15 protein-coding genes are annotated in these 18,740 nt (G+C 61.2%); 6 read left to right on the plus strand and 9 right to left on the minus strand.

What is annotated here, in order from left to right:
* The first annotated feature begins 25 nt into the window (after positions 1–25).
* The 4 genes from YQ44_RS00475 to YQ44_RS00490 all read left to right on the plus strand — a co-directional run bounded on the left by YQ44_RS00475 (position 26) and on the right by YQ44_RS00490 (position 5,951).
* Positions 26–484 (plus strand): RidA family protein, encoded by a 459-nt coding sequence (locus tag YQ44_RS00475; protein WP_071321696.1) that lies wholly within the window; start codon positions 26–28, stop codon positions 482–484.
* 116 nt (positions 485–600) lie between these two features.
* Positions 601–2,031 (plus strand): amino acid permease, encoded by a 1,431-nt coding sequence (locus tag YQ44_RS00480; RefSeq protein WP_071321697.1) that lies wholly within the window; start codon positions 601–603, stop codon positions 2,029–2,031.
* Positions 2,032–2,449: 418 nt separating this feature from the next.
* Positions 2,450–3,922, plus strand: a complete 1,473-nt coding sequence (locus YQ44_RS00485; RefSeq protein ID WP_083411568.1) for an amino acid permease — start codon at positions 2,450–2,452, stop codon at positions 3,920–3,922.
* A gap of 67 nt (positions 3,923–3,989) precedes the next feature.
* On the plus strand, positions 3,990–5,951 hold the full coding sequence (locus tag YQ44_RS00490) for a S9 family peptidase (protein ID WP_232251016.1): 1,962 nt from the start codon (positions 3,990–3,992) through the stop codon (positions 5,949–5,951).
* Between the two features lie 11 nt (positions 5,952–5,962).
* On the opposite strand, the gene YQ44_RS00495 is transcribed toward YQ44_RS00490, so the two are convergent.
* Both YQ44_RS00495 and YQ44_RS00500 read right to left on the minus strand, forming a co-directional pair.
* The gene (locus tag YQ44_RS00495; RefSeq protein ID WP_071321699.1) at positions 5,963–8,113 is read right to left on the minus strand and encodes an FUSC family protein; all 2,151 of its coding nucleotides are present in this window, start codon (positions 8,111–8,113) and stop codon (positions 5,963–5,965) included.
* Positions 8,114–8,203: 90 nt separating this feature from the next.
* Positions 8,204–9,892, minus strand: a complete 1,689-nt coding sequence (locus YQ44_RS00500) for a M14 family zinc carboxypeptidase (protein ID WP_071321700.1) — start codon at positions 9,890–9,892, stop codon at positions 8,204–8,206.
* A 154-nt stretch (positions 9,893–10,046) separates the two neighbouring features.
* Between YQ44_RS00500 and YQ44_RS00505 the strand changes: the two genes are divergently transcribed.
* Positions 10,047–10,622, plus strand: coding sequence for a hypothetical protein (locus tag YQ44_RS00505; RefSeq protein ID WP_071321701.1), 576 nt, complete (start codon positions 10,047–10,049; stop codon positions 10,620–10,622).
* A gap of 81 nt (positions 10,623–10,703) precedes the next feature.
* Here YQ44_RS00505 and YQ44_RS00510 read toward each other — a convergent pair whose 3' ends face one another.
* From YQ44_RS00510 to purB, 6 genes are all read right to left on the minus strand, one after another.
* Positions 10,704–12,857: a S46 family peptidase gene (locus YQ44_RS00510; protein ID WP_071321702.1), complete on the minus strand. Its 2,154-nt coding sequence runs from the start codon at positions 12,855–12,857 to the stop codon at positions 10,704–10,706.
* Between the two features lie 306 nt (positions 12,858–13,163).
* Positions 13,164–13,433, minus strand: a complete 270-nt coding sequence (locus YQ44_RS00515; RefSeq protein WP_071321703.1) for a GlsB/YeaQ/YmgE family stress response membrane protein — start codon at positions 13,431–13,433, stop codon at positions 13,164–13,166.
* Positions 13,434–13,608: 175 nt separating this feature from the next.
* Positions 13,609–14,184 carry a YceI family protein gene (locus YQ44_RS00520; RefSeq protein WP_071321704.1) on the minus strand — a complete coding sequence of 192 codons (576 nt, stop codon included), beginning with the start codon at positions 14,182–14,184 and terminating at the stop codon, positions 13,609–13,611.
* A gap of 135 nt (positions 14,185–14,319) precedes the next feature.
* The gene (locus YQ44_RS00525) at positions 14,320–14,874 is read right to left on the minus strand and encodes a YceI family protein (RefSeq protein WP_071321705.1); all 555 of its coding nucleotides are present in this window, start codon (positions 14,872–14,874) and stop codon (positions 14,320–14,322) included.
* Between the two features lie 42 nt (positions 14,875–14,916).
* Positions 14,917–15,441, minus strand: a complete 525-nt coding sequence (locus tag YQ44_RS00530) for a cytochrome b (protein ID WP_046684510.1) — start codon at positions 15,439–15,441, stop codon at positions 14,917–14,919.
* Positions 15,442–15,626: 185 nt separating this feature from the next.
* Complete coding sequence (gene purB, locus YQ44_RS00535) at positions 15,627–17,006, minus strand: adenylosuccinate lyase (protein ID WP_071321706.1); 1,380 nt, start codon at positions 17,004–17,006, stop codon at positions 15,627–15,629.
* Positions 17,007–17,284: 278 nt separating this feature from the next.
* Between purB and YQ44_RS00540 the strand changes: the two genes are divergently transcribed.
* Positions 17,285–17,899 carry a glutathione S-transferase N-terminal domain-containing protein gene (locus tag YQ44_RS00540; protein WP_071326164.1) on the plus strand — a complete coding sequence of 205 codons (615 nt, stop codon included), beginning with the start codon at positions 17,285–17,287 and terminating at the stop codon, positions 17,897–17,899.
* 180 nt (positions 17,900–18,079) lie between these two features.
* Here YQ44_RS00540 and bfr read toward each other — a convergent pair whose 3' ends face one another.
* Positions 18,080–18,556, minus strand: coding sequence for a bacterioferritin (gene bfr / locus YQ44_RS00545; RefSeq protein WP_071321707.1), 477 nt, complete (start codon positions 18,554–18,556; stop codon positions 18,080–18,082).
* Positions 18,557–18,740: the final 184 nt, after the last annotated feature.

The raw sequence follows: 18,740 nt of genomic DNA on the forward strand, positions 1-18,740 counted from the left end.
TATATTGTTTTCTTGGAGAAATAGCATGTCGTTTTACGAAAAACTCAAAGCCCTCAACATCGAATTGCCAGTCGTTGCCGCGCCAGCCGCCGCCTATGTGATGCATGCCCGCACCGGCAATACCGTGTTCCTGTCCGGCCACCTGGCCAAGAAGGATGGCAAGGTCTGGGTCGGTCAACTGGGCAAGGATGTCAGCACGGAAGAAGGCAAAGTGGCCGCGCGCGGCATCGCCATCGAACTGATCGCCACCCTGCAAGACGCTTGCGGCGGCGACCTGAACAAAGTCAAACGCATCGTCAAGGTCATGAGCCTGGTCAATTCCACCTCCGAGTTCACGGAACAGCACCTGGTCACCAACGGCGCCTCGGAACTGTTCGTCGAAGTCTTCGGCGACAGCGGCAAGCATGCGCGTTCCGCCTTCGGCGTGGCGCAAATCCCGCTGGGCGCTTGCGTCGAGATCGAACTGATCGCCGAACTGGCCTGATCATCTGAGCATGCCGGCGATTGCCGCCGGCTCGCCCTTTCCTCCTTTCCAGCAAGAGCGGAACCGCCATTGGGGTGGAGGGATCGGTGTATTCAAGAAAAAAACGGAGACACGTAATGAAAACGAGTGAACAAGGCTTGCACCGCGGCCTGGGCGAGCGGCAGATACGCCTGATGGCGCTGGGTGCGGCGATTGGCGTGGGCCTGTTTCTGGGTTCCGGCAACGCCATCAAGATGGCCGGTCCCGGCATCATGCTGTCGTATATTATCGGTGGCGCGGTCATCTTCATGATCATGCGCGCGCTGGGCGAAATGGCCGTGCACAATCCGGTGGCCGGCTCGTTCAGCCGCTATGCCCAGGATTACCTGGGCCCGCTGCAAGGCTACCTGACGGGCTGGAACTACTGGTTCCTGTGGCTGGTCACTTGCGTGGCGGAAATTACCGCAGTCGCCATCTACATGGGCATCTGGTTCCCCGACACGCCGCGCTGGATCTGGGCCCTGGCGGCGCTGGGTTCCATGGGCGCGATCAACCTGCTGGCCGTGAAAGCCTACGGCGAATTCGAATTCTGGTTCGCCCTGATCAAGGTGGTCACCATCATCATGATGATCATCGGCGGCGCCGGCATGATCATCTTCGGTTTCGGCAACGACGGCGTGGCCATCGGCATTTCCAACCTGTGGACGCATGGCGGCTTCTTCCCGAATGGCGCGCAAGGCGTGCTGATGTCATTGCAGATGGTGATGTTTGCCTACCTGGGCGTGGAAATGATCGGCCTGACGGCCGGCGAAGCGGCCAACCCGAAGAAATCGATCCCGGACGCCATCAATTCGGTGTTCTGGCGCATCCTGATTTTCTATGTCGGCGCGCTGTTCGTCATCCTGTCGATCTATCCATGGAATGAAATCGGCACCACGGGCAGCCCGTTCGTGATGACGTTCGAACGCCTGGGCATCAAGACGGCGGCCGGCATCATCAACTTCGTCGTGCTGACGGCAGCCTTATCGTCGTGCAATGGCGGTATCTTCAGCACGGGCCGCATGCTGTACAACCTGGCGCTGCAAGGCCAGGCGCCGAAAGCGTTTGCGGAAACCACCTCGAGCGGCGTGCCGCGCCGCGCCATCCTGGTGTCCGTCTTCGCGCTGCTGCTGGGCGTGCTGCTGAACTACCTGGTGCCGGAAAAAGTGTTTATCTGGGTCACCTCGATCTCCACCTTCGGCGCCGTCTGGACCTGGGGCGTGATCCTGGTCACGCAGATTCAGTTCCGCAAGACCTTGACGCCGCTGGAAATCAAGAACCTGGCCTTCCGCATGCCGTTCGCGCCATACGGTTCCTGGATTTCGCTGGCTTTCCTGGCGCTGGTGATCGGTTTGATGGCGTATTTCCCCGATACGCGCATCGCCCTGATGGTCGGACCGGCCTGGCTGATCCTGCTGACGGTGCTGTACTACGTGCTGGGCCTGGCGCCGAAAGACCGCCGCGACGACGTGCCGCAAGGCTACGAAGCGGGCTGGCCACCGGCCGATGCGCCGCAGGGCAAGAAATAATCCGGCTCGGCTGAGCTGAACCGACAGCGCGCCCCTGCTCCTGCAGCGGCGCGCTTTTTCTTTCATATTGGCAACTCGATGCTCTCCTAGCGCCAGCGCGCGTTTTGCGGCGCACGCCTGGCGTTGTTTCCTTGCATCAAACTTCTGTTTAGCTGAGCCGATGAAAGCCCTATAATCGCTTAGTTTTGAAAATGGACGCGATCTTTCCGGTTTTTTGCCAGGTAGGGCCGGAGCGCCGTTTTTAAGTGTTTTTACCCGTCATGTTCCTAACAACATCTAGCAAAACCGTAGCGAGCGGGATGAGTTGTGGCCAAGAAGCGCAGCTGTGCGAATGCACGGCGAGCATCGCCGGCCGCGAATCACGACGCGCAGCAGGTTTTGCTCGGTGTGTAAGTGCATGCCTCATAAAGGAATGCTAGTGAGCCAAACCCTGGTCCAGAAACTTTGCCGCACCAAGCCGATCGATACCACGGTCGAGTATGGTGAGGGCCTCAGCAGCAGCGGCTTGAGCCGATCCATCGGCCTGTTTTCCCTCACCATGATCGGCGTCGGCGCCACCATCGGCACGGGCATTTTCTTTACCATGGTCGAGGCCGTCCCTAAGGCGGGCCCGTCAGTCATCCTGTCGTTCCTGATCGCCGCCATCACGGCCGGCCTGACGGCCCTGTGCTATGCGGAGCTGTCGTTCCGCATTCCTGCCTCCGGTTCCTCGTATTCGTTCGCCTATGCCACCGTGGGCGAGTTTCTTGCCTTCATCATGGCCGCCTGCCTGTTGCTCGAATACGGGTTGGCGGGCAGCGCCGTAGCCATCGGCTGGTCGTCCTATCTGAATAACTTCCTGGAAAATGCCTTCGGCTGGCATATTCCGGAAATGCTGCGCACGCCGATGATTGTTTCCGGCCCGCATGGCATGGAATTTCATGCCGGCCACATCAACCTGCCGCCCATCTTCCTGATCTGCATGTGCGGCTTCCTGCTGCTGCGCGGCGCCAAGGAATCGGCCCTGATGAATGCCATCATGGTCATCATCAAGCTGGCGATCCTCGTGTTCTTCATCGTCATCGCGTTTTCCGGTTTTAATGCCGACAACTTCTTCCCCTTCTTCAATGCCGACAACAGCAAGGGCTTTGCCGGCATGACGGGCGTGACGGCCGCCGCCGGCACCGTCTTCTTCTCGTTCATCGGCCTCGATACGGTGGCGACGGCGGGCGACGAGGTAAAAAATCCCACGCGCAATGTGCCGCGCGGCATCCTTGGTGCCTTGCTGATCGTCACCGTGTTTTATCTGCTGGTGGCCGTGGCCGCTCTCGGCGCGCAGCAGGCGAAACTGTTCGAAGGCCAGGAAGCGGGCCTGGCGGTGATTCTGCAAAACGTCACGGGCAAGACCTGGCCGGCGCTGGTGCTGTCGGCCGGCGCCGTTATTTCCGTCTTCAGCGTGACCCTGGTGACCATCTATGGCCAGACGCGCATCCTGTTTGCCGTCAGCCGCGATGGCCTGATTCCGAAATCGTTCCAGAAAATCCACCCGCGTACCCTGGTGCCGGTCAGCAATACCATCATCGTCTGCCTGGTGGTGGCCGTGGTGGCCGGCACGGTGGACGCGACCTATCTGTGGGACATGGTCAGCATCGGCACCCTGACGGCCTTCATGGTGGTGTCGATCGCCGTGCCCGTGCTGCGCCACAAGCAGGGCGCGAACCGCATCGAAGGCTTCAGCGTGCCGTTCGGCCCGTATGTGATTCCCGGCTTGAGTGTGATGGCTTGCCTGTACATCATGCGGGACTTGCCGCATACGACGTTTGTCGTGTTCAGCGTGTGGATGGCCGTCACGGTGGCTATTTATTTCCTGTATAGCGTGCGGCATTCTCACCTGGGAAAACAGGCCAAATGATGCTGTGTTGTTGACTCGAAACCGCCGCGCTTGCCGGCGGTTTTTTTTATTTCTAACCGGAAATTACATGATGAAAATAACTGATCTGGCCAGCTATGGCCTGCTGGCAAGCATGCTCCTTGGCGTGACGGTACAAGCAGCCCCCGCAGTGAAATCGGGCGCGGCCCCGGTCTTGCGCGACTATCGCGCCGTGGCCCTGTCGGGCAATGGCCAGCGCATCGTCGCCATCGAATCGAGCAAGGCTGGCGCCCAGCCGCAGCGCCCGCATGCGGCCATCGTCGTGCGCGATGCCGCCAACGGCGCCATCGTGCAAGAGTTCGACCCCTGCGCCGTGTGTTCTTACGACAAGCCCAGCTGGTCGCCCGATGGCCGTCAGCTGGCGTTCCTCGGTTATGACGCCAAAGCGGGCATGGCGCATCTGTACCTGGCCACGATGACACAGACGCAAGCCAAGGTATTGACCAGCATCAAAGGCGTGGCCAGCACGGCGCGCTGGTCGCCCGATGGCAAGCAGGTGGCCTTGCTGGCCACGGTGGGCGCGCGCAAGCTGGCCGGCGCCGTGGAAGCGGGCGCGCGCCAGGTGGGCGAAGTGGGCAGCGAAGACGATGCCCAGCGCATCGCCGTGGTGGCGGCCAGCGGCGGCGAGCTGCGTTTGCTGTCGCCGGCCGACACCTATGTGTATGAATACAACTGGACGCCCGATGGCCGCGGCTTCGTTGCCAGCAGCGCGCAAGGCAATGGCGACAGCAACTGGTGGGTCGCCAAACTCAGCCATATTGATGCGGGCACGGGTGCCTTGCGCGTGATCGCCGCGCCGGCCATGCAGCTGAACCTGCCTTCGGTCTCGCCGGATGGCAAGACGGTGGTCTTCATCGGCGGCCTGATGAGCGATTTCGGCTCCATCGGCGGCGATCTCTACACTGTGCCGCTGGCCGGCGGCACGCCGCGCAACCTCACGCCCGATTACCGCGGCACCTTCAACGGCGTCGTCTGGCGCGGCGCGGGCTTGCTGGCGACGGCCCTGATCGACTCGCAGCTGGCGCTGGTGCCTGTCGATGCGCAAAATGGCCCCGCCCAGCCTGTGCTGCTCGGCGAACTCAGCAGCAGCGCGGCCGATGGCCGTTTGTCGTTCAGCGCCGACGGCCGGCAGGCCGCCGCCGCACAGGAAGACTTTACGCACGCCAGCCACCTGGTGGCCGGGCCGGTCGGGCAGCTGAAAAAGATTACACAAGCCAATGACCAGTTTGCGCCGCAGGTGAGCGTGCAAAACGTGGGCTGGACGAATGAGCAATACCAGGTGCAAGGCTGGCTGCTGGGGCCGTTGAAGACGGAAGCGGGCAAGCAGTATCCGATGATCGTCAATGTGCATGGCGGACCGGGCGCGGCCGCCTCGCCCCGCTACGTGGAAGCGGCCACCGTGATTCAGGAATTGACGCAGAAAGGCTACTTTGTCTTCCTGCCCAATCCGCGCGGCAGCTTTGGCCAGGGCCAGGCCTTTACGCGCGCCAACATGGCGGACTTTGGCGGCGGCGACTGGCGCGACATCCTGGCCGGCATCGATGCGGTGCAAAAGGTGGCGCCCGTCGATGGCCAGCGCCTGGGCCTGATAGGCCATTCGTATGGCGGCTTCATGACCATGTGGGGCGTCACGCACAGCGACCGTTTCAAGGCGGCCGTGGCCGGCGCGGGCGTGTCGAACTGGATCAGCTATTACGGCCAGAACGGCATCAATCAGTGGATGATCCCGTTTTTCGGCGCTTCCGCGTATGACAAGCCGGACGTCTACCGCCGTGCTTCGCCCATCGAATCGATCAAGGCGGCGAAGACGCCGACCCTGATCTATGTGGGCGAGCGCGACGTGGAAACGCCGGCCGCCCAGTCGCTGGAATTCTGGCACGGCCTGCGCGCCATGGGCGTGCCGTCCAGCCTGTTCATCTACGATGGCGAAGGCCATTCCTTCCGCAAGCCGGAAAACCAGCGCGACTTGCAGAAGCGCACCATCGGCTGGTTCGAGCGGTATCTGAAGTAAATTCCCGCGGCCTAGCGCGGCGCCACGATATGCACGATCGCCGCGCTATGTATCACGATCTTGTCCGCATCGGCCTGCAACAGGCGGATGCGGCGCTGCACCAGCGGCCAGCCCGACCAGGCCACGTCGCTGACGGGCGGCGCGGGCGGTGCGGCCAGCGGCGCGCTGATGGCGGCCTTGTCGTCGAGCTGGTCGAGCGCGCGCGACAGGGTCAGACACACTTGCGTATGGCTGTGGCTGAGCAAGGCGTTGACGGGCGCGACAGGCAGCTGGCTGGCATGGCGTCCCAGGATGGAGCGCAGCGCCGCCACGTGGGCGACCAGCAGGTAGTTTTGCACGATGAACAGGTTGATGTCTTCCACGGCCCGCTGCTTGCTGGCTGGTTCGTCGAGCATGCGCACCAGCGCCGAGCTGAGCGCGGCCAGGCTGTCCATCAGGCGCTTGCGCTTGATGCGGTAGGCGAAGTCATCGAAACATTTGCCTTGCAGGAGCTCGAAGCTGGTTTGCATATAGCTCAGGTTAACGTTGAGCACCTGGCGCACCAGCCTTGGCAGGCTCTGGTATTCCCAGTTGGCCAGCACGAAGCTGAACACGGTGGCCACCGCCGCGCCGATCAGGGTGTCGATCAGGCGCTCGCTGACGAGATTCGGGTTGCTGGGCGCCACCAGATGCATTTGCAGCAAGATCATCAGGCTGACGGCGATGGCCGTGTAGCGGTAGCGCAAGTAAATGAAGGTGGGCGTGGCCACGATGGAGAGGAACAGGATGGCCATCAGCACGATATTGCTGTGCACGAAGCGGATCACGATGGCGGTGATCACGCAGCCGATGATGGTGCCGATGATGCGGTCGGCGCGGCGCTGGCGCGTCATGCTGAAGGTAGGCCGCAGGATGATGACGATGGTGAGCACGATCCAGTAACTGTGCGCCGCGTACGGCAGCCAGTGGCCGATCAGCAATCCCACGGAAATGGCCATCGACACGCGCAGGGCGAAGCGGAAGACGGGCGAGTCCAGGCGCAGGTTGGCCAGCAGGGTCTTCAGTTCGTATTTTTGCTGCGACAAAAACGGCGCCATGTCCGCGCCGCTCCAGAACGGCACGTCGGCATAGACCTTTTGCGTGGCCAGGTGCAGCTCGCCGATCATCTTCAGGATGGCGCGAATCTTGTTGCGCTGTGCGCGCAGGGTCGCCAGCGCTTCCTGGGCGTTTTCTCCCTTCGCTTGCAGGCGGGCAATCTCGGCTTCGATGTCGGCCCATTCCTTGTCGTAGCTGATCTGCGCATACGAGGCGCGCTTGCGCGTGACGGCATACGCGACGGACTCGATGTCGCGCGCCGCCTTGTAGGCCAGGTCGTGCAAGGATTTCAAGACGTCGGAGTCGGCCAGGTGATGGCGCAGCAGCGCGTAATCGGTGTGCGTGGAAAGGATCAGCTCATATAGATCGAGCATGCACACGTGCACCTGCACGACGATCGCATCCTTGCTGTTTTTGTGGCTGCGGAGAATCAAGTCGCGCGACGCTTGCTGGCGGTCGGCCAGGATGCTTTGATGGCGCACCAGCTTGTTGAACTGCTCCGTCAGGTTGAAGCGCGTGTCGTAGAAATCGGCCTTGATGTTGATGTAGGCGGCCAGTTCGAACAGGGCTTCGGCCAGCACTTGCTGCTTGATGCGGTGGCGCAGGACCCAGGCGATGGCCATGGCGTAGGCCAGATAGATCAATCCCCCCAGCATGAACAGGCCCGCATGGTGGAACGATTGCTGCCATGTCATCTGATGCTCCATCGACATGGTCATGATGAACAGGGCCGCCAGCTGCAAGGGCATGGATTTCTTGCCGTACACCACCATCATGCTGGCAAGGAAACTGACCAGTACCAGCACCGTCATCAACAGCCACTGCACGGGGCCGCACAAGCTGATCAACAGGGTGACGGCGCTGCATAGCAGGACCGAGGCCAGCATCTCGTTGAACTTGTGGCGCAGCGGACTGGGCATGTCCATCAAGGTCGTGCACAGGGCGCCGATGCACACTGTCATGGCGGTCGTGCTGTCGCTGATTTCCAGGGTCAGCAAGGTCAGGCCGACCAGGCCGATGGCCACGCGCAAGCCCAGGTAAAAATAATGGCTGTAAATAAAGGTGCGCAGGTTCAATGCGTAGTGCATGGGTGTACCTTGTGGGTAGAGCACAGAAAGAGGCGCCGCACCGGGGTCTCCGATGCGGCGCCAGGATATTGCATTCGCTACAGCCCGGATTTACATCAGGGCGATCACTGGATAGCGTCGCCATTCCGGCTCGGCGAAGCGCCGGCAGTTGGCGAAGATGAAATCGAGCACGGCTTCCTGATCGCTCAGCAAGGCCGGGTTGGCTGCTTTCCAGTCGGCAAACTTGGCGGCCAGCGCCGGCTCGTCGCGCAGCAGCTCGGATGCCATGTCTTCGAACACATAATTGGAAAACGCTTCTTTTTTCTCCAGCACGCTGTTGAAGAAACCCCAGCGGAAGAAGCTGTCGTGCGCCTGCGGCTCCAGGGTTTCCACGGCGTAGCGGGCATTGTCCTGGTCCAGGGGCACCACGTAGTCGCCCGCTTGCAGCGTGAACTGGCCCGTGCGCGCTTCGACTTCGACCGTGTCGTGGAACATATGTCCCTCATAGGCCGTGGCGCGCGTGCCGACGGAGGCGATGTGGTAGTAGCGCGCCGTTACCGTCTGTTCGGCGGTGATGCGTGACATTTCGACGCCATTCCAGCGCAGGCGCTCGATGACTTCGCGCCAGGCTTGCGGCACCACATAGGCTTTCGGCGCGGCGATGGTCACATCCGCATCGAAACGGTTGTAATAGGCGATATCGCGTTCCCACGGCTGCGAGCGGTCATACGACAGGCGCTGGTAGTCGCCCAGCACGCTCGCCGTGTATTTGGCCGCGTAGCCCTTGAAGGGGAAGGTCGAAGGTTGTTCTTCGTTCATGGCCCAGTGGATGGGCCACTCGGCCTGCGTGCGGCCGGCGGCCTTGGCCTGGGCGCGCAGCTGCTTGATCTGTTCGCCGTGTTTGACCGTAAATGCCATCGTGATGTCGAGCAGGGCGCGCATGGAGGCGTAGCGGTCGGCAAAGGGCTTGAGCATATGCGTTTCCGGCATGAAACCGATGACATGATGCAGGGCCGCAAAACCCGTCGAAAAACGCGGTACTTCGAGGAATTCGGCGATGCCGTGGTCCGGGCTGTCCTTGACGGGATTCACGTAAGGACAGGTAGGCCAGCCGGCGCCTTCCATCTGCGCAAAGATGTGCGGCAGCATGGTGTCTTGCAGGAAGGGGCCCAGGCCATTGCCCAGCTTATCCGTCTGCGTGTGGATCAGGGTCATCGTGTACGGATAGTCGGCGCCGTTCGACGTGTGCGTGTCGACCATCACGTCCGGGTCCCAGCTTGTCAGCAGGCGGTTGAACACTTGCGCGTTCAGGCTGTCGCACTTGATGAAATCGCGGTTCAAGTCCAGGTGGCGGCTATTGCCGCGGAAACCGAATTGCTCCGGGCCATCCTGGTTCACGCGCGAGGTGTTGGCACGGTTCAGGCTGCCATCGACGTTGTAGATCGGAATGAACAGCAAGACCGTCCTGCCCAGCGCCGCCAGGCGTTCCGGTTCGGTGCACAGGTCGCGCACGATGGCCATGCAGGCGTCGATGCCTTCCGGTTCGCCCGGGTGGATGCCGTTGTTGTTGAAAAAGACGGTGCGGCCTTCGCGCTTGATTTGCTCGCGGTCAAAGACGCCATCGGCGCTGACGACGCCAGCGTGGATGGGCACGCCCGAATCGGACAAGCCGATCTGTTCGAAGCGCAGCACGTGCGGATAGCGTGCGGCGAGATCTTTGTAGAAAGTGATGCATTCCAGCCAGGTCGTGGTCTGGTTGTGGTTACCGAGTTCGTAGGTCGTGCGCAAGTCTGATGGCATAGCGGTCTGAGTCTGGGAGGGGCAGGAAAAGCGCGCTGGGTAAGCACGCCGCCGGGTTGTCAATTGTAGCACCGGCGCTCCGGCCTTGATGCGCCGCAGCGGCCCTGGGCCCAACTTGTGTTATGAATAGCGCATACACGCAAGCGGAGGCGGCATGTGCAAGAGGCTGGCAGTGGCGATGGTGTTGTGCATCAGCCTGGCTACGCAGGCGGCGCCGCTGCGTTTGCCGGCCGCATCCGTGCCGGTGCCCGACGGCGGTTCCGTCACGGCGCTGGGGCAGGGCGCGCTGATACGTTACCGTGGCTGGCTGCTGGCCGTCGATGGCGCCGCAGCCGATGCGCGGGCCGACGTGCGCCTGGCGTCGGCCCGCGGACAGCGGGCGCCGCGCGCGCAGGCCGGGCGTGTGGCGCGCGACTTGCCCGTGTGGACGGCGTTCGAGCTCGTCAAGGGGGCTACGCGCTTGCGCATCACGGCGCTGCCGGGGCCAGGGTCGGATGAGGCGCCGGCCCTGCTGCTCGACTTCGGCGACGGCGATTACCGCATCGTCATTCCCGCCCATGCGCTCGCCCCGCCACAGCATGCGCAACTGGCGCAGCGCTTTCCCGGCGCCGACCTGGCCTTGCTGCTGCAGGAGGGCCGGCGCGTGATGTTGCCATTGGGAAGTAGTCGCGTGCAGGTGTTTGGCGCGGAGCAAGCCGTGCCCTACCGGTTTTCCAAGGTAAAACGCTAGGCGAAAAAAAGCCACTCCCGGGGGAGTGGCTCAGGTGAAACGCGCCCGTTGCCGGGCTTGTTAGTTTTTGTTGTCAGGCAATTACTCGGCGCCCATTTCTTTCAGCAGGTTGTCTGCGTGGTCGATGTGTTTCATGTTCCACAGCATGTAGCGCAGGTCGACCTGGATCGAACGGGTGTTGGCCTTGTTGTAGTCCCAATCGGAGATGATCGAGTCCAGCGTGCCGTCGAATGCCAGGCCGATGAATTCGCCTTTCGAGTTCAGGGCTGCCGAACCGGAGTTGCCGCCGGTGATGTCCAGGGTCGCCAGGTAGTCGACCGGCACGGTTTTCAGCTTCGGATCGACGAATTTACCGAAGTCCTTGGCTTTGATCGCGGCCAGTTGTTTCGCTGGTGCATTGAACTCGCCTTCGCCCGTGGCTTTGGCGACGACGCCATTGACGGTGGTGAATGCGGTCCAGGTGGTGCCATCGGCGCCATGGTCGCGGCCAGCCACTTTGCCGAAGGTCACGCGCAGGGTGCTGTTGGCGTCAGGATAGACGGCTTGGCCCTTGCTCTTCATGAAGGCGATCTTGGCTTTCATGTAGTTGGCGTACGCCTGCTGGATCTTGCCTCCCAGTTCTTCTTCTTCCGCTTCATTTTTCAGCGAATCCGGATACATGGCGACGGCGGCCTGGATGAAGCTGTCCTTGCTGGCCTGGAATTCAGCCGGCGTGCGTTTCAGCCATGCTGCGCGCTCTTCCTTGTCGGCCAGCTTGCTGCCGGCATACAGTTTGTCCAGAGCGGCGGCCAGGTCGGCTTGCGACATGCCATCCTTGATGCCGATGGCGGCGTCGAAGCTGGCGCGGCGCTGTGCTGCCGGTTGCGCGGCGTACTTGGTCAGGCTGTTCAGTACCAGCGCCTTGTCGACTTTTTCATCGTAGGTGCGCTCGACCGACGTGATGCCCGACGACAGGCGCGGCAAGTCGCGCGTCTGGTAGCCGGACTTGCGTTCCGTATCGGCCTTGGTGCTTTCGTTCGACAGGCGGTACAGGCTGCGTGCCGTGTTCAGCAGGCGTGGCTGTGCGTAACCGAGGAAGAAATCGCGCTTGGTATCGGCATCGCGCTCGGCGATCAGCTTTTCCACTTGCTCGATGTCACCGGCAAATTCCGCCTTGCGGGCAGGATTGGCGTTGACCCAGGTTTTCAGGGCTTCGTGTTCCGTCGTCTTGCGCGCCAGGAAGTCGCTGCCGGCGTACGAGTCCAGCATGCCTTGGCGGTTCTTGTAGTAATTGTTCACGCCAGCGACCTGACCCGCGTATTTCAGGGCCACATCCTTGTTGTCCTTGGTTTCGCGCGCGATGATGGCCAGGGTTTCGCCCGACGCTTTCACGAAGGCCGGGTAGTTCCAGTCAAACGTGAACGCCACTTCCGATGGCAGGCGGTGACGGTTGGTGCGGCCAGGGTAGCCCAGCGCCATCACGAAATCGCCTTCTTTCAAGCCATCCTTGGCCAGTTTCAGCACGTGTTTTGGCTGGTACGGCACGTTGTCCTTGCTGAAGTCGGCAGCTTTGCCGTCCTTGCTGACGTAGGCGCGGTAGAAACCGTAGTCGCCCGTGTGGCGCGGCCACATCCAGTTGTCGGTGTCGCCGCCGAACTTGCCCACGCCGGCTGGCGGCGCGTGCACCAGGCGCACGTCGCGGATTTCCAGTTGCTTGATCAGGTAGAACTCCAGGCCGCCGTAGTAGCTCGACACGGTGCAGCGGAAGCCCGCTTCTTTTTCGCATTCGGCCACCAGTTTTTTCTGGTTTTTCTCGATGGCGCCGATGCGTGCCTTGCCTTGCAGCTTGGCCACGTCCGCCGTGATGATCTTGTCGCTGACGTTGGTCACGGCCGAGGTGACGAAGATGCGGCTGCCTGGGGCGGCCGGCAATTCTTCAGCGAAGGTCTTGGCCAGGAAACCGTTGGCCAGCAAATCGCGCTCTTTGGTCGAATTGACCGCCACGCTGTTGTAGACGCAATGGTGGTTGGTGGCAACCAGGCCTTGCGGCGAAACAAACGAGGCCGAGCAACCGCCCAGGCTGACGATGGCGCCCATCGGGAATTCGGTCAGCTTGGTCAGGGTGGTCGGATCGAGTTTCAATCCGGCCGCTTTCAATTCCTTGGCTACTTGTGGCAGCTGTTGGGGCATCCACATGCCTTCATCGGCGTGTGCGAAGTTGCTCAGGATGGCGAGCGCGATTAGAGATTTTTTCATTCGAGTTCTTGTCTTTTACATGGTGGGAAGTCGGAATCAGCGTGCGTACCCAGTGTTTTTCTCAGCGGGCGATATAGAGTATCCGTATCGAACTCGCACTAGTCAATCACATTTTCCGCAAGGCATGGTCGACATATATGGCAGAGTTACCACAGTTTCCAGTGCGCCATGGGTGAAAACGGGCCGCCAGCGCGCATTTTCTCGTGCCGCGACTGTGGTATTGTCCATACAATTGTCCTGGCAGCAATAAAAATGGCCGGGCGCTTGCGCGGCCCGGCCATCTCGAGAAGAACGGCGAGTCAGGACTCAGCGGATTTTTCCACGACGTAAAAGATTGACGATGCCCAGCAGGATCACGGCGCCCAGGAACGAGACGAGCAGCGCAGACAGGCTGAAATTGTCGCTATTGATGGTACCCGTGCCAAACAGCGGCGCCAGTAGCCAGCCGCCGAGGAAGGCGCCGACGATGCCGACCACGATATTGAGGAAGATGCCCTGTTGCGCATCGGTTTTCATGACCATGCTGGCCAGCCAGCCGATGACGCCGCCAATAACGATCCAGATAATGAAATTCATGTAATCCTCCGCGCGATGGATGAGTGGTTTGCCATATCAGAAAAACATCATGGCAGCTGATACTGATGCCGCACGATAGAAAAGTCCAGCGGATTCGCGCTGCGCATGCAAAAGCCCGCCTGGCTGCGGGCAGCGAGGCGGGCTTGTCATGCGGCAAGGCGAGTGGAGCAGACCGTTAGTCGGCCTTGATGGCTTCCACCTGAATCGCCAGTTTGACTTCCGGCGAGAACGCCGGCATGCCGTAGTTCAGGCCAAAGTCGCTGCGCTTGAATTCCGCACTGGCATCGGCGCCGCACACTTCACGCTTGTAGCGCGGGTGCATGATGCACTTGAACTTGCTCACGTTCAGCTTGACAGGCTTGGTCACGCCCAGCAGGGTCAGCTCGCCGTCGACTTCCACCAGCTGTTCGCCATTGAACTTGAACGATTTGCTCTTGTAGCTGATTTCCGGGAATTTTTCGACGTTGAACATGTCCGCTTTTTTCGCGTGCGTGTTCATGGCGTCGAGGCCGAAGTCGATCGAATCGGCGTCGATCACCAGGTCCAGGCTGCCCGTCTTGGCGGCGCGGTCCAGGGTAACGCTACCCTTGGTCTTGTTGAACTTGCCACGCCAGACGGACATGCCCATGTGATCGGCTTCAAAGCTGGGGAAGGTATGCGTCGGGTCGAGGTTGTAGGTGTCGGTGGCGGCCATGGCCGAACCGGCGCCGGCGGCTGCCAGCACGGCGATCATTAAGTGCGAAAATTTCATGCAGATCCTATAGTTGAACAGGTGGTAGGGGTGTGCTTGGTAAGGCCTGAAAAACGTTCAGGACCAGGCGCCTTGCCGCAGGCCGCATGAACGGACGGCCAGGCAAGAGCAACGCCATGGACGTTTTCCCGGGCCTTACTGTGCTGCGACGTGGAATTTGATGGTGACCTCGTCGGCAACCATGCTCGTGTCTTTCCACTCGCCTTCGCCGATGTTGTAGGTCAGGCGCTTGATCGGCAGGGCGCCGTCGAACGTGTACTTGCCGCCGTCGGCTTTCACCGTCAGGGGGAAGGTCACGTCGGTGGCCTTGCCCTTGATGTTCAGCTTGCCGGTAACCGTCAGCTTGCCCGCGCCGGCCGCCTTGATGCTGCTCGAGACAAACGTGGCTTTCGGGAACTGGGCCGAGTTGAACCATTCTTTCTTGGCCACTTCCTTGTTGTATTCCGGATCGCCGATATCGATGCTGGCCGTGTCGATTTCCACCGACGCTTTCGAGGCGTCCGGCGTCGCCGGGTTGTAATCGATGGCGATATTGAATTTCTTGAATTTCGCTTCCACTGGCACATTCATTTGCTTGAAGACGGCCGATACGCTGGTCTTGGCGGGATCGACTTTCAGCAGGGTGGCGGCGGTGGCGGCCACGGACAGGCCCAGCAGTGAAGCGAGGACGATGCGTTGGGTGTTTTTCATCTTATTTTTCCTGGAGTTTCAGTGAGCAAGGGGAAGTGGACGTCAAGGCAGCATGCGTTTAAGCACGCCGTCGCGGTCGATGAACTGGTGCTTGAGCGCCGCCAGCACATGGGCGGCCACGGCGGCGGCCATGGTCATGTTCAGAACATAATGAATCTCTTTTAAAAGCGGCTTAAGTTCGGGGTTCGGCGCCATGATGACGGGCAGCTGGAACAGGCCCAGGTAGACTACCGGCACGCCGGCGGCCAAGGTGTACAGGTAGCCGGAAACGGGCACGGCGAAGATCAGGATGTACAGCAGCACGTGCATGGCGTCGGCCGCCTTCTTTTGCCAGGCGACCATGCTGGCCGGGTGCGGCGGCGGCACATTGGCCTTGCGCCACAGCAAGCGAATGGCGGCGATGGCCAGCACGGTCACGCCCAGCCACTTATGCCACGAGAAATATTTGAGCTTGGTGGGCGTCAGGCCGGGAATGTCGACCATGACCAGGCCCATGACAAAGGCGCTGATGATCAGCAGGGCGGTCAGCCAGTGCAGGATGATGGCGGTGGTGGTGTAGCGTTGCATCGACGGCTTTCTTGAAAGTAGTACGTGTTAGGACTAATTCGGCCTAATATACCAAAGAAAAGCAAATTGCGCTGCGTGCTGGAGATTCTACAAGAAAGACTGCCGGAAAAACCGCGGGGCGGCCAGCATTTGTGTGCTGGCCGCCCCGCGGGAGGGGATCTGCCTGATCCCGATGTGGAAACTGCTTAGATGGCCTTGGCCAGCTGCGCGGCGATACCGATGTAGTTCGCCGGCGTCATGGTCAGCAGCACGTCCTTGGCATCTTGCGGGATGGCCAGGCCGTTGACGAAGGTTTGCAGCGCTTCTTTCGAGATGCCTTTGCCGCGCGTCAATTCTTTCAATTGCTCGTACGGATTTTCGATGCCGTAGCGGCGCATCACGGTTTGTACGGGCTCGGCCAGCACTTCCCACGTCGCGTCCAGGTCTTGTGCCAGGCGCGCATGGTTCACTTCCAGCTTGTTCAGGCCGCGCAGGCAGCTGTCATACGCGAGCAAGGTGTAACCGAGGCCCACGCCGATGTTGCGCAGCACGGTCGAATCGGTCAGGTCGCGCTGCATGCGCGAGACGGGCAATTTTTCCGACAGGTGCTTCAGGACGGCGTTGGCCAGGCCCAGGTTGCCTTCCGAGTTTTCGAAGTCGATCGGGTTGACCTTGTGCGGCATGGTCGACGAGCCGATTTCGCCCGCTTTCAGTTTCTGCTTGAAGTAGCCCAGCGAGACGTACGTCCAGATGTCGCGGTTCAAGTCGAGCAGGATGGTGTTGGCGCGCGCGAAGGCGTCGAACAGTTCGGCCATGTAGTCGTGCGGCTCGATCTGGATGGTGTACGGGTTGAATACCAGGCCCAGGCGCTGTTCGATGACGGCTTGCGAGAACGCCGGCCAGTCGAAATTCGGATAGGCCGACAGGTGGGCGTTGTAGTTGCCGACGGCGCCATTCATCTTGCCGAGGATTTCCACTTGCGCGATGCGCTTGACGGCGCGCTGCAGACGGGCCACGACGTTGGCGAATTCCTTGCCCAGGGTGGTCGGGCTGGCCGTCTGGCCGTGCGTGCGCGACAGCATCGGCACGTCGGCATTGTCGTGCGCGATCTGCGTCAGCTTGGCTACCAGGCCGTTCAGTGCCGGCAGCATCACGCCGTCGCGGGCCGCTTTCAGCATCATGCCGTGCGAGGTGTTGTTGATGTCTTCCGAGGTGCAGGCGAAATGGATGAATTCCGACGCCGCCACCAGTTCCGGCACGTCCGCGACCTGTTCCTTCAGCCAGTATTCGACGGCCTTGACGTCATGGTTGGTGACCGCTTCGATGGCCTTGATGCGGGCTGCGTCGGCTTCCGAGAACTCGGTGGCCATCTTCTCGAGCAGGGCGTTGGCCGCTGGCGAGAACGGTTGGATCTCGGCGAAACCGGCTTGCGACAGTGCTTGCAGCCAGGAGATTTCCACTTTCACGCGGTGGTGCATGAAACCGGCTTCGGACAGGATCGGGCGCAGCAGATCGGTCTTGCTGGCGTAGCGGCCGTCGAGCGGAGACAGGGCCGACAGCGTGGAATACGGAGTAGTAGAAGTCATGAGAGCGGACGCAAGTTAAAAGAAACGGTTGGCGTGTGGCGCGCGGGGAGGGCAGGGCTATTTCAATACAGCAACACTGACGGCGCCACAGTAAAGGGCGATTTTACCACCGCTGGCGCGTTGCCAGCCGTCCGTCGGCCGCTGGCGGCCCCCATTTCCGCAGAATCGGGCGCCGATGCGGCGTGCCTGCCACACCGTGGAGCGCGCGGGGCGCGCGCTGCCAAATGCCGCTGCCGCCGATGCTATACTGGCTGCTGCTCCTTTACCATAAAGTGTCTATGAAACTCATCGGTTCCCTCGCCAGCCCGTATGTCCGCAAAGCCCGTATCGTGCTGGCGGAAAAAAAGCTCGACTATGTCTTCGAGCTGGAGAACGTCTGGGTGCCGGAAACGCGCATCGCCCAGGCCAATCCGCTGGGCAAGGTGCCTTGCCTGGTGATGGAAGACGGCAGCGCGCTGATCGATTCGCGCGTCATCGTCGAATACCTCGATACGCTCACGCCCGTGTGCAAGCTGCTGCCTGCCGGCGGCAATGGCCGCGAGCGGGCCGACATCAAGAATTGGGAAGCGCTGGCTGACGGCATCCTCGACGCGGGCGTGCTGGTGCGCCTGGAGCGCACGCAGCGCCCGCCCGAACAGCAAAGCGCGGCCTGGATCGAACGCCAGCTTGCCAAGATCACCCTGGGCCTGGCGGCGCTGGAGGCGCGCCTGGGCGAGAGCGCCTATTGCGCCGGCCGCAACTACACGCTGGCCGACGTGGCCGTGGGCTGCGCGCTGGGCTGGCTCAGCTTCCGTTTCCCGGAAATCGACTGGCGCACGGATCACCCCGCGCTGGCGCGCCTGTTCGACAAATTGTCCGAGCGGCAATCGTTCAAGGACACCGTGCCGCAGTAAAGGCTCGGACGTAAAAAAACCGGCAATTGCCGGTTTTTTTATTTCACCACAGAGATTGCGACGCCTGGCAAAACCGTAGCGAGCGGAAGGAAGAGGTGGCCGAGAAACGCAACCGTACTTTCGTACGGTGAGCATCGCAGGCCGCCTATGCCGACGCGCAGTAGGTTTTGCCAGGTGTTATCACTCTTCGGTGGCCATCTGGCTCTGCAGGTAGTTCTGGATGCCGACCTTGGCGATCAGGTCGATCTGCGTTTCCAGCCAGTCGATATGCTCTTCCGTGTCTTCCAGGATCATCAGGAACAGGTCGCGCGAGACGTAGTCGCCGGCTTTTTCGCAGGTGGCGATGCCTTCCTTGACGGTGGCGTGCGCGGCGCGCTCCAGTTTCAAGTCGCATTCCAGCATTTCCGGCGTGTTCTCGCCGATCAGCAGCTTGTGCAGCGCTTGCAGGTTAGGCAGGCCGTCGAGCATCAGGATGCGGTCGATCAGCTTGTCGGCGTGTTTCATTTCGCCGATCGATTCTTCGTATTCCTTCTTGCCCAGCTTTTCCAGGCCCCAGTGCTTGTACATGCGCGCATGCAGGAAGTACTGGTTGATGGCGGACAGTTCGTTGGTGAGCTGTGCGTTGAGCAAGCGGATGACTTCTTTATCGCCCTTCATGGGATTTCCTTTGTTCTGTGTTGCGTTCGATGATGAAACCGGAGGCTGCTGGCGGCCACTGCCGGGTGGCGCAGGGCTGCCTGGTGGCGCGCATGTTGCCGGTCTCGCTATGCCCGCATGATAGCGCAAAATGTCAGCGATTTCTGCTGCAAAACGGCGTTTTTCCGTCTTTTTAACGTAAATA

The sequence above is a fragment of the Janthinobacterium sp. 1_2014MBL_MicDiv genome, from assembly GCF_001865675.1.
Classification (GTDB): domain Bacteria; phylum Pseudomonadota; class Gammaproteobacteria; order Burkholderiales; family Burkholderiaceae_D; genus Janthinobacterium.

What these genes read in the sequence shown, in the direction of transcription:
- YQ44_RS00475 (WP_071321696.1), top strand. Translation starts at nt 26, where the DNA reads ATGTCGTTTTACGAAAAACTCAAAGCCCTCAACATCGAATTGCCAGTC.
- bfr (WP_071321707.1), bottom strand. Translation starts at nt 18,556, where the DNA reads ATGAAGGGCGATAAAGAAGTCATCCGCTTGCTCAACGCACAGCTCACC.
- YQ44_RS00515 (WP_071321703.1), bottom strand. Translation starts at nt 13,433, where the DNA reads ATGAATTTCATTATCTGGATCGTTATTGGCGGCGTCATCGGCTGGCTG.
- YQ44_RS00495 (WP_071321699.1), bottom strand. Translation starts at nt 8,113, where the DNA reads ATGCACTACGCATTGAACCTGCGCACCTTTATTTACAGCCATTATTTT.
- YQ44_RS00500 (WP_071321700.1), bottom strand. Translation starts at nt 9,892, where the DNA reads ATGCCATCAGACTTGCGCACGACCTACGAACTCGGTAACCACAACCAG.
- YQ44_RS00480 (WP_071321697.1), top strand. Translation starts at nt 601, where the DNA reads ATGAAAACGAGTGAACAAGGCTTGCACCGCGGCCTGGGCGAGCGGCAG.
- YQ44_RS00540 (WP_071326164.1), top strand. Translation starts at nt 17,285, where the DNA reads ATGAAACTCATCGGTTCCCTCGCCAGCCCGTATGTCCGCAAAGCCCGT.
- YQ44_RS00520 (WP_071321704.1), bottom strand. Translation starts at nt 14,184, where the DNA reads ATGAAATTTTCGCACTTAATGATCGCCGTGCTGGCAGCCGCCGGCGCC.
- YQ44_RS00530 (WP_046684510.1), bottom strand. Translation starts at nt 15,441, where the DNA reads ATGCAACGCTACACCACCACCGCCATCATCCTGCACTGGCTGACCGCC.
- YQ44_RS00510 (WP_071321702.1), bottom strand. Translation starts at nt 12,857, where the DNA reads ATGAAAAAATCTCTAATCGCGCTCGCCATCCTGAGCAACTTCGCACAC.
- YQ44_RS00525 (WP_071321705.1), bottom strand. Translation starts at nt 14,874, where the DNA reads ATGAAAAACACCCAACGCATCGTCCTCGCTTCACTGCTGGGCCTGTCC.
- purB (WP_071321706.1), bottom strand. Translation starts at nt 17,006, where the DNA reads ATGACTTCTACTACTCCGTATTCCACGCTGTCGGCCCTGTCTCCGCTC.
- YQ44_RS00490 (WP_232251016.1), top strand. Translation starts at nt 3,990, where the DNA reads ATGATGAAAATAACTGATCTGGCCAGCTATGGCCTGCTGGCAAGCATG.
- YQ44_RS00505 (WP_071321701.1), top strand. Translation starts at nt 10,047, where the DNA reads ATGTGCAAGAGGCTGGCAGTGGCGATGGTGTTGTGCATCAGCCTGGCT.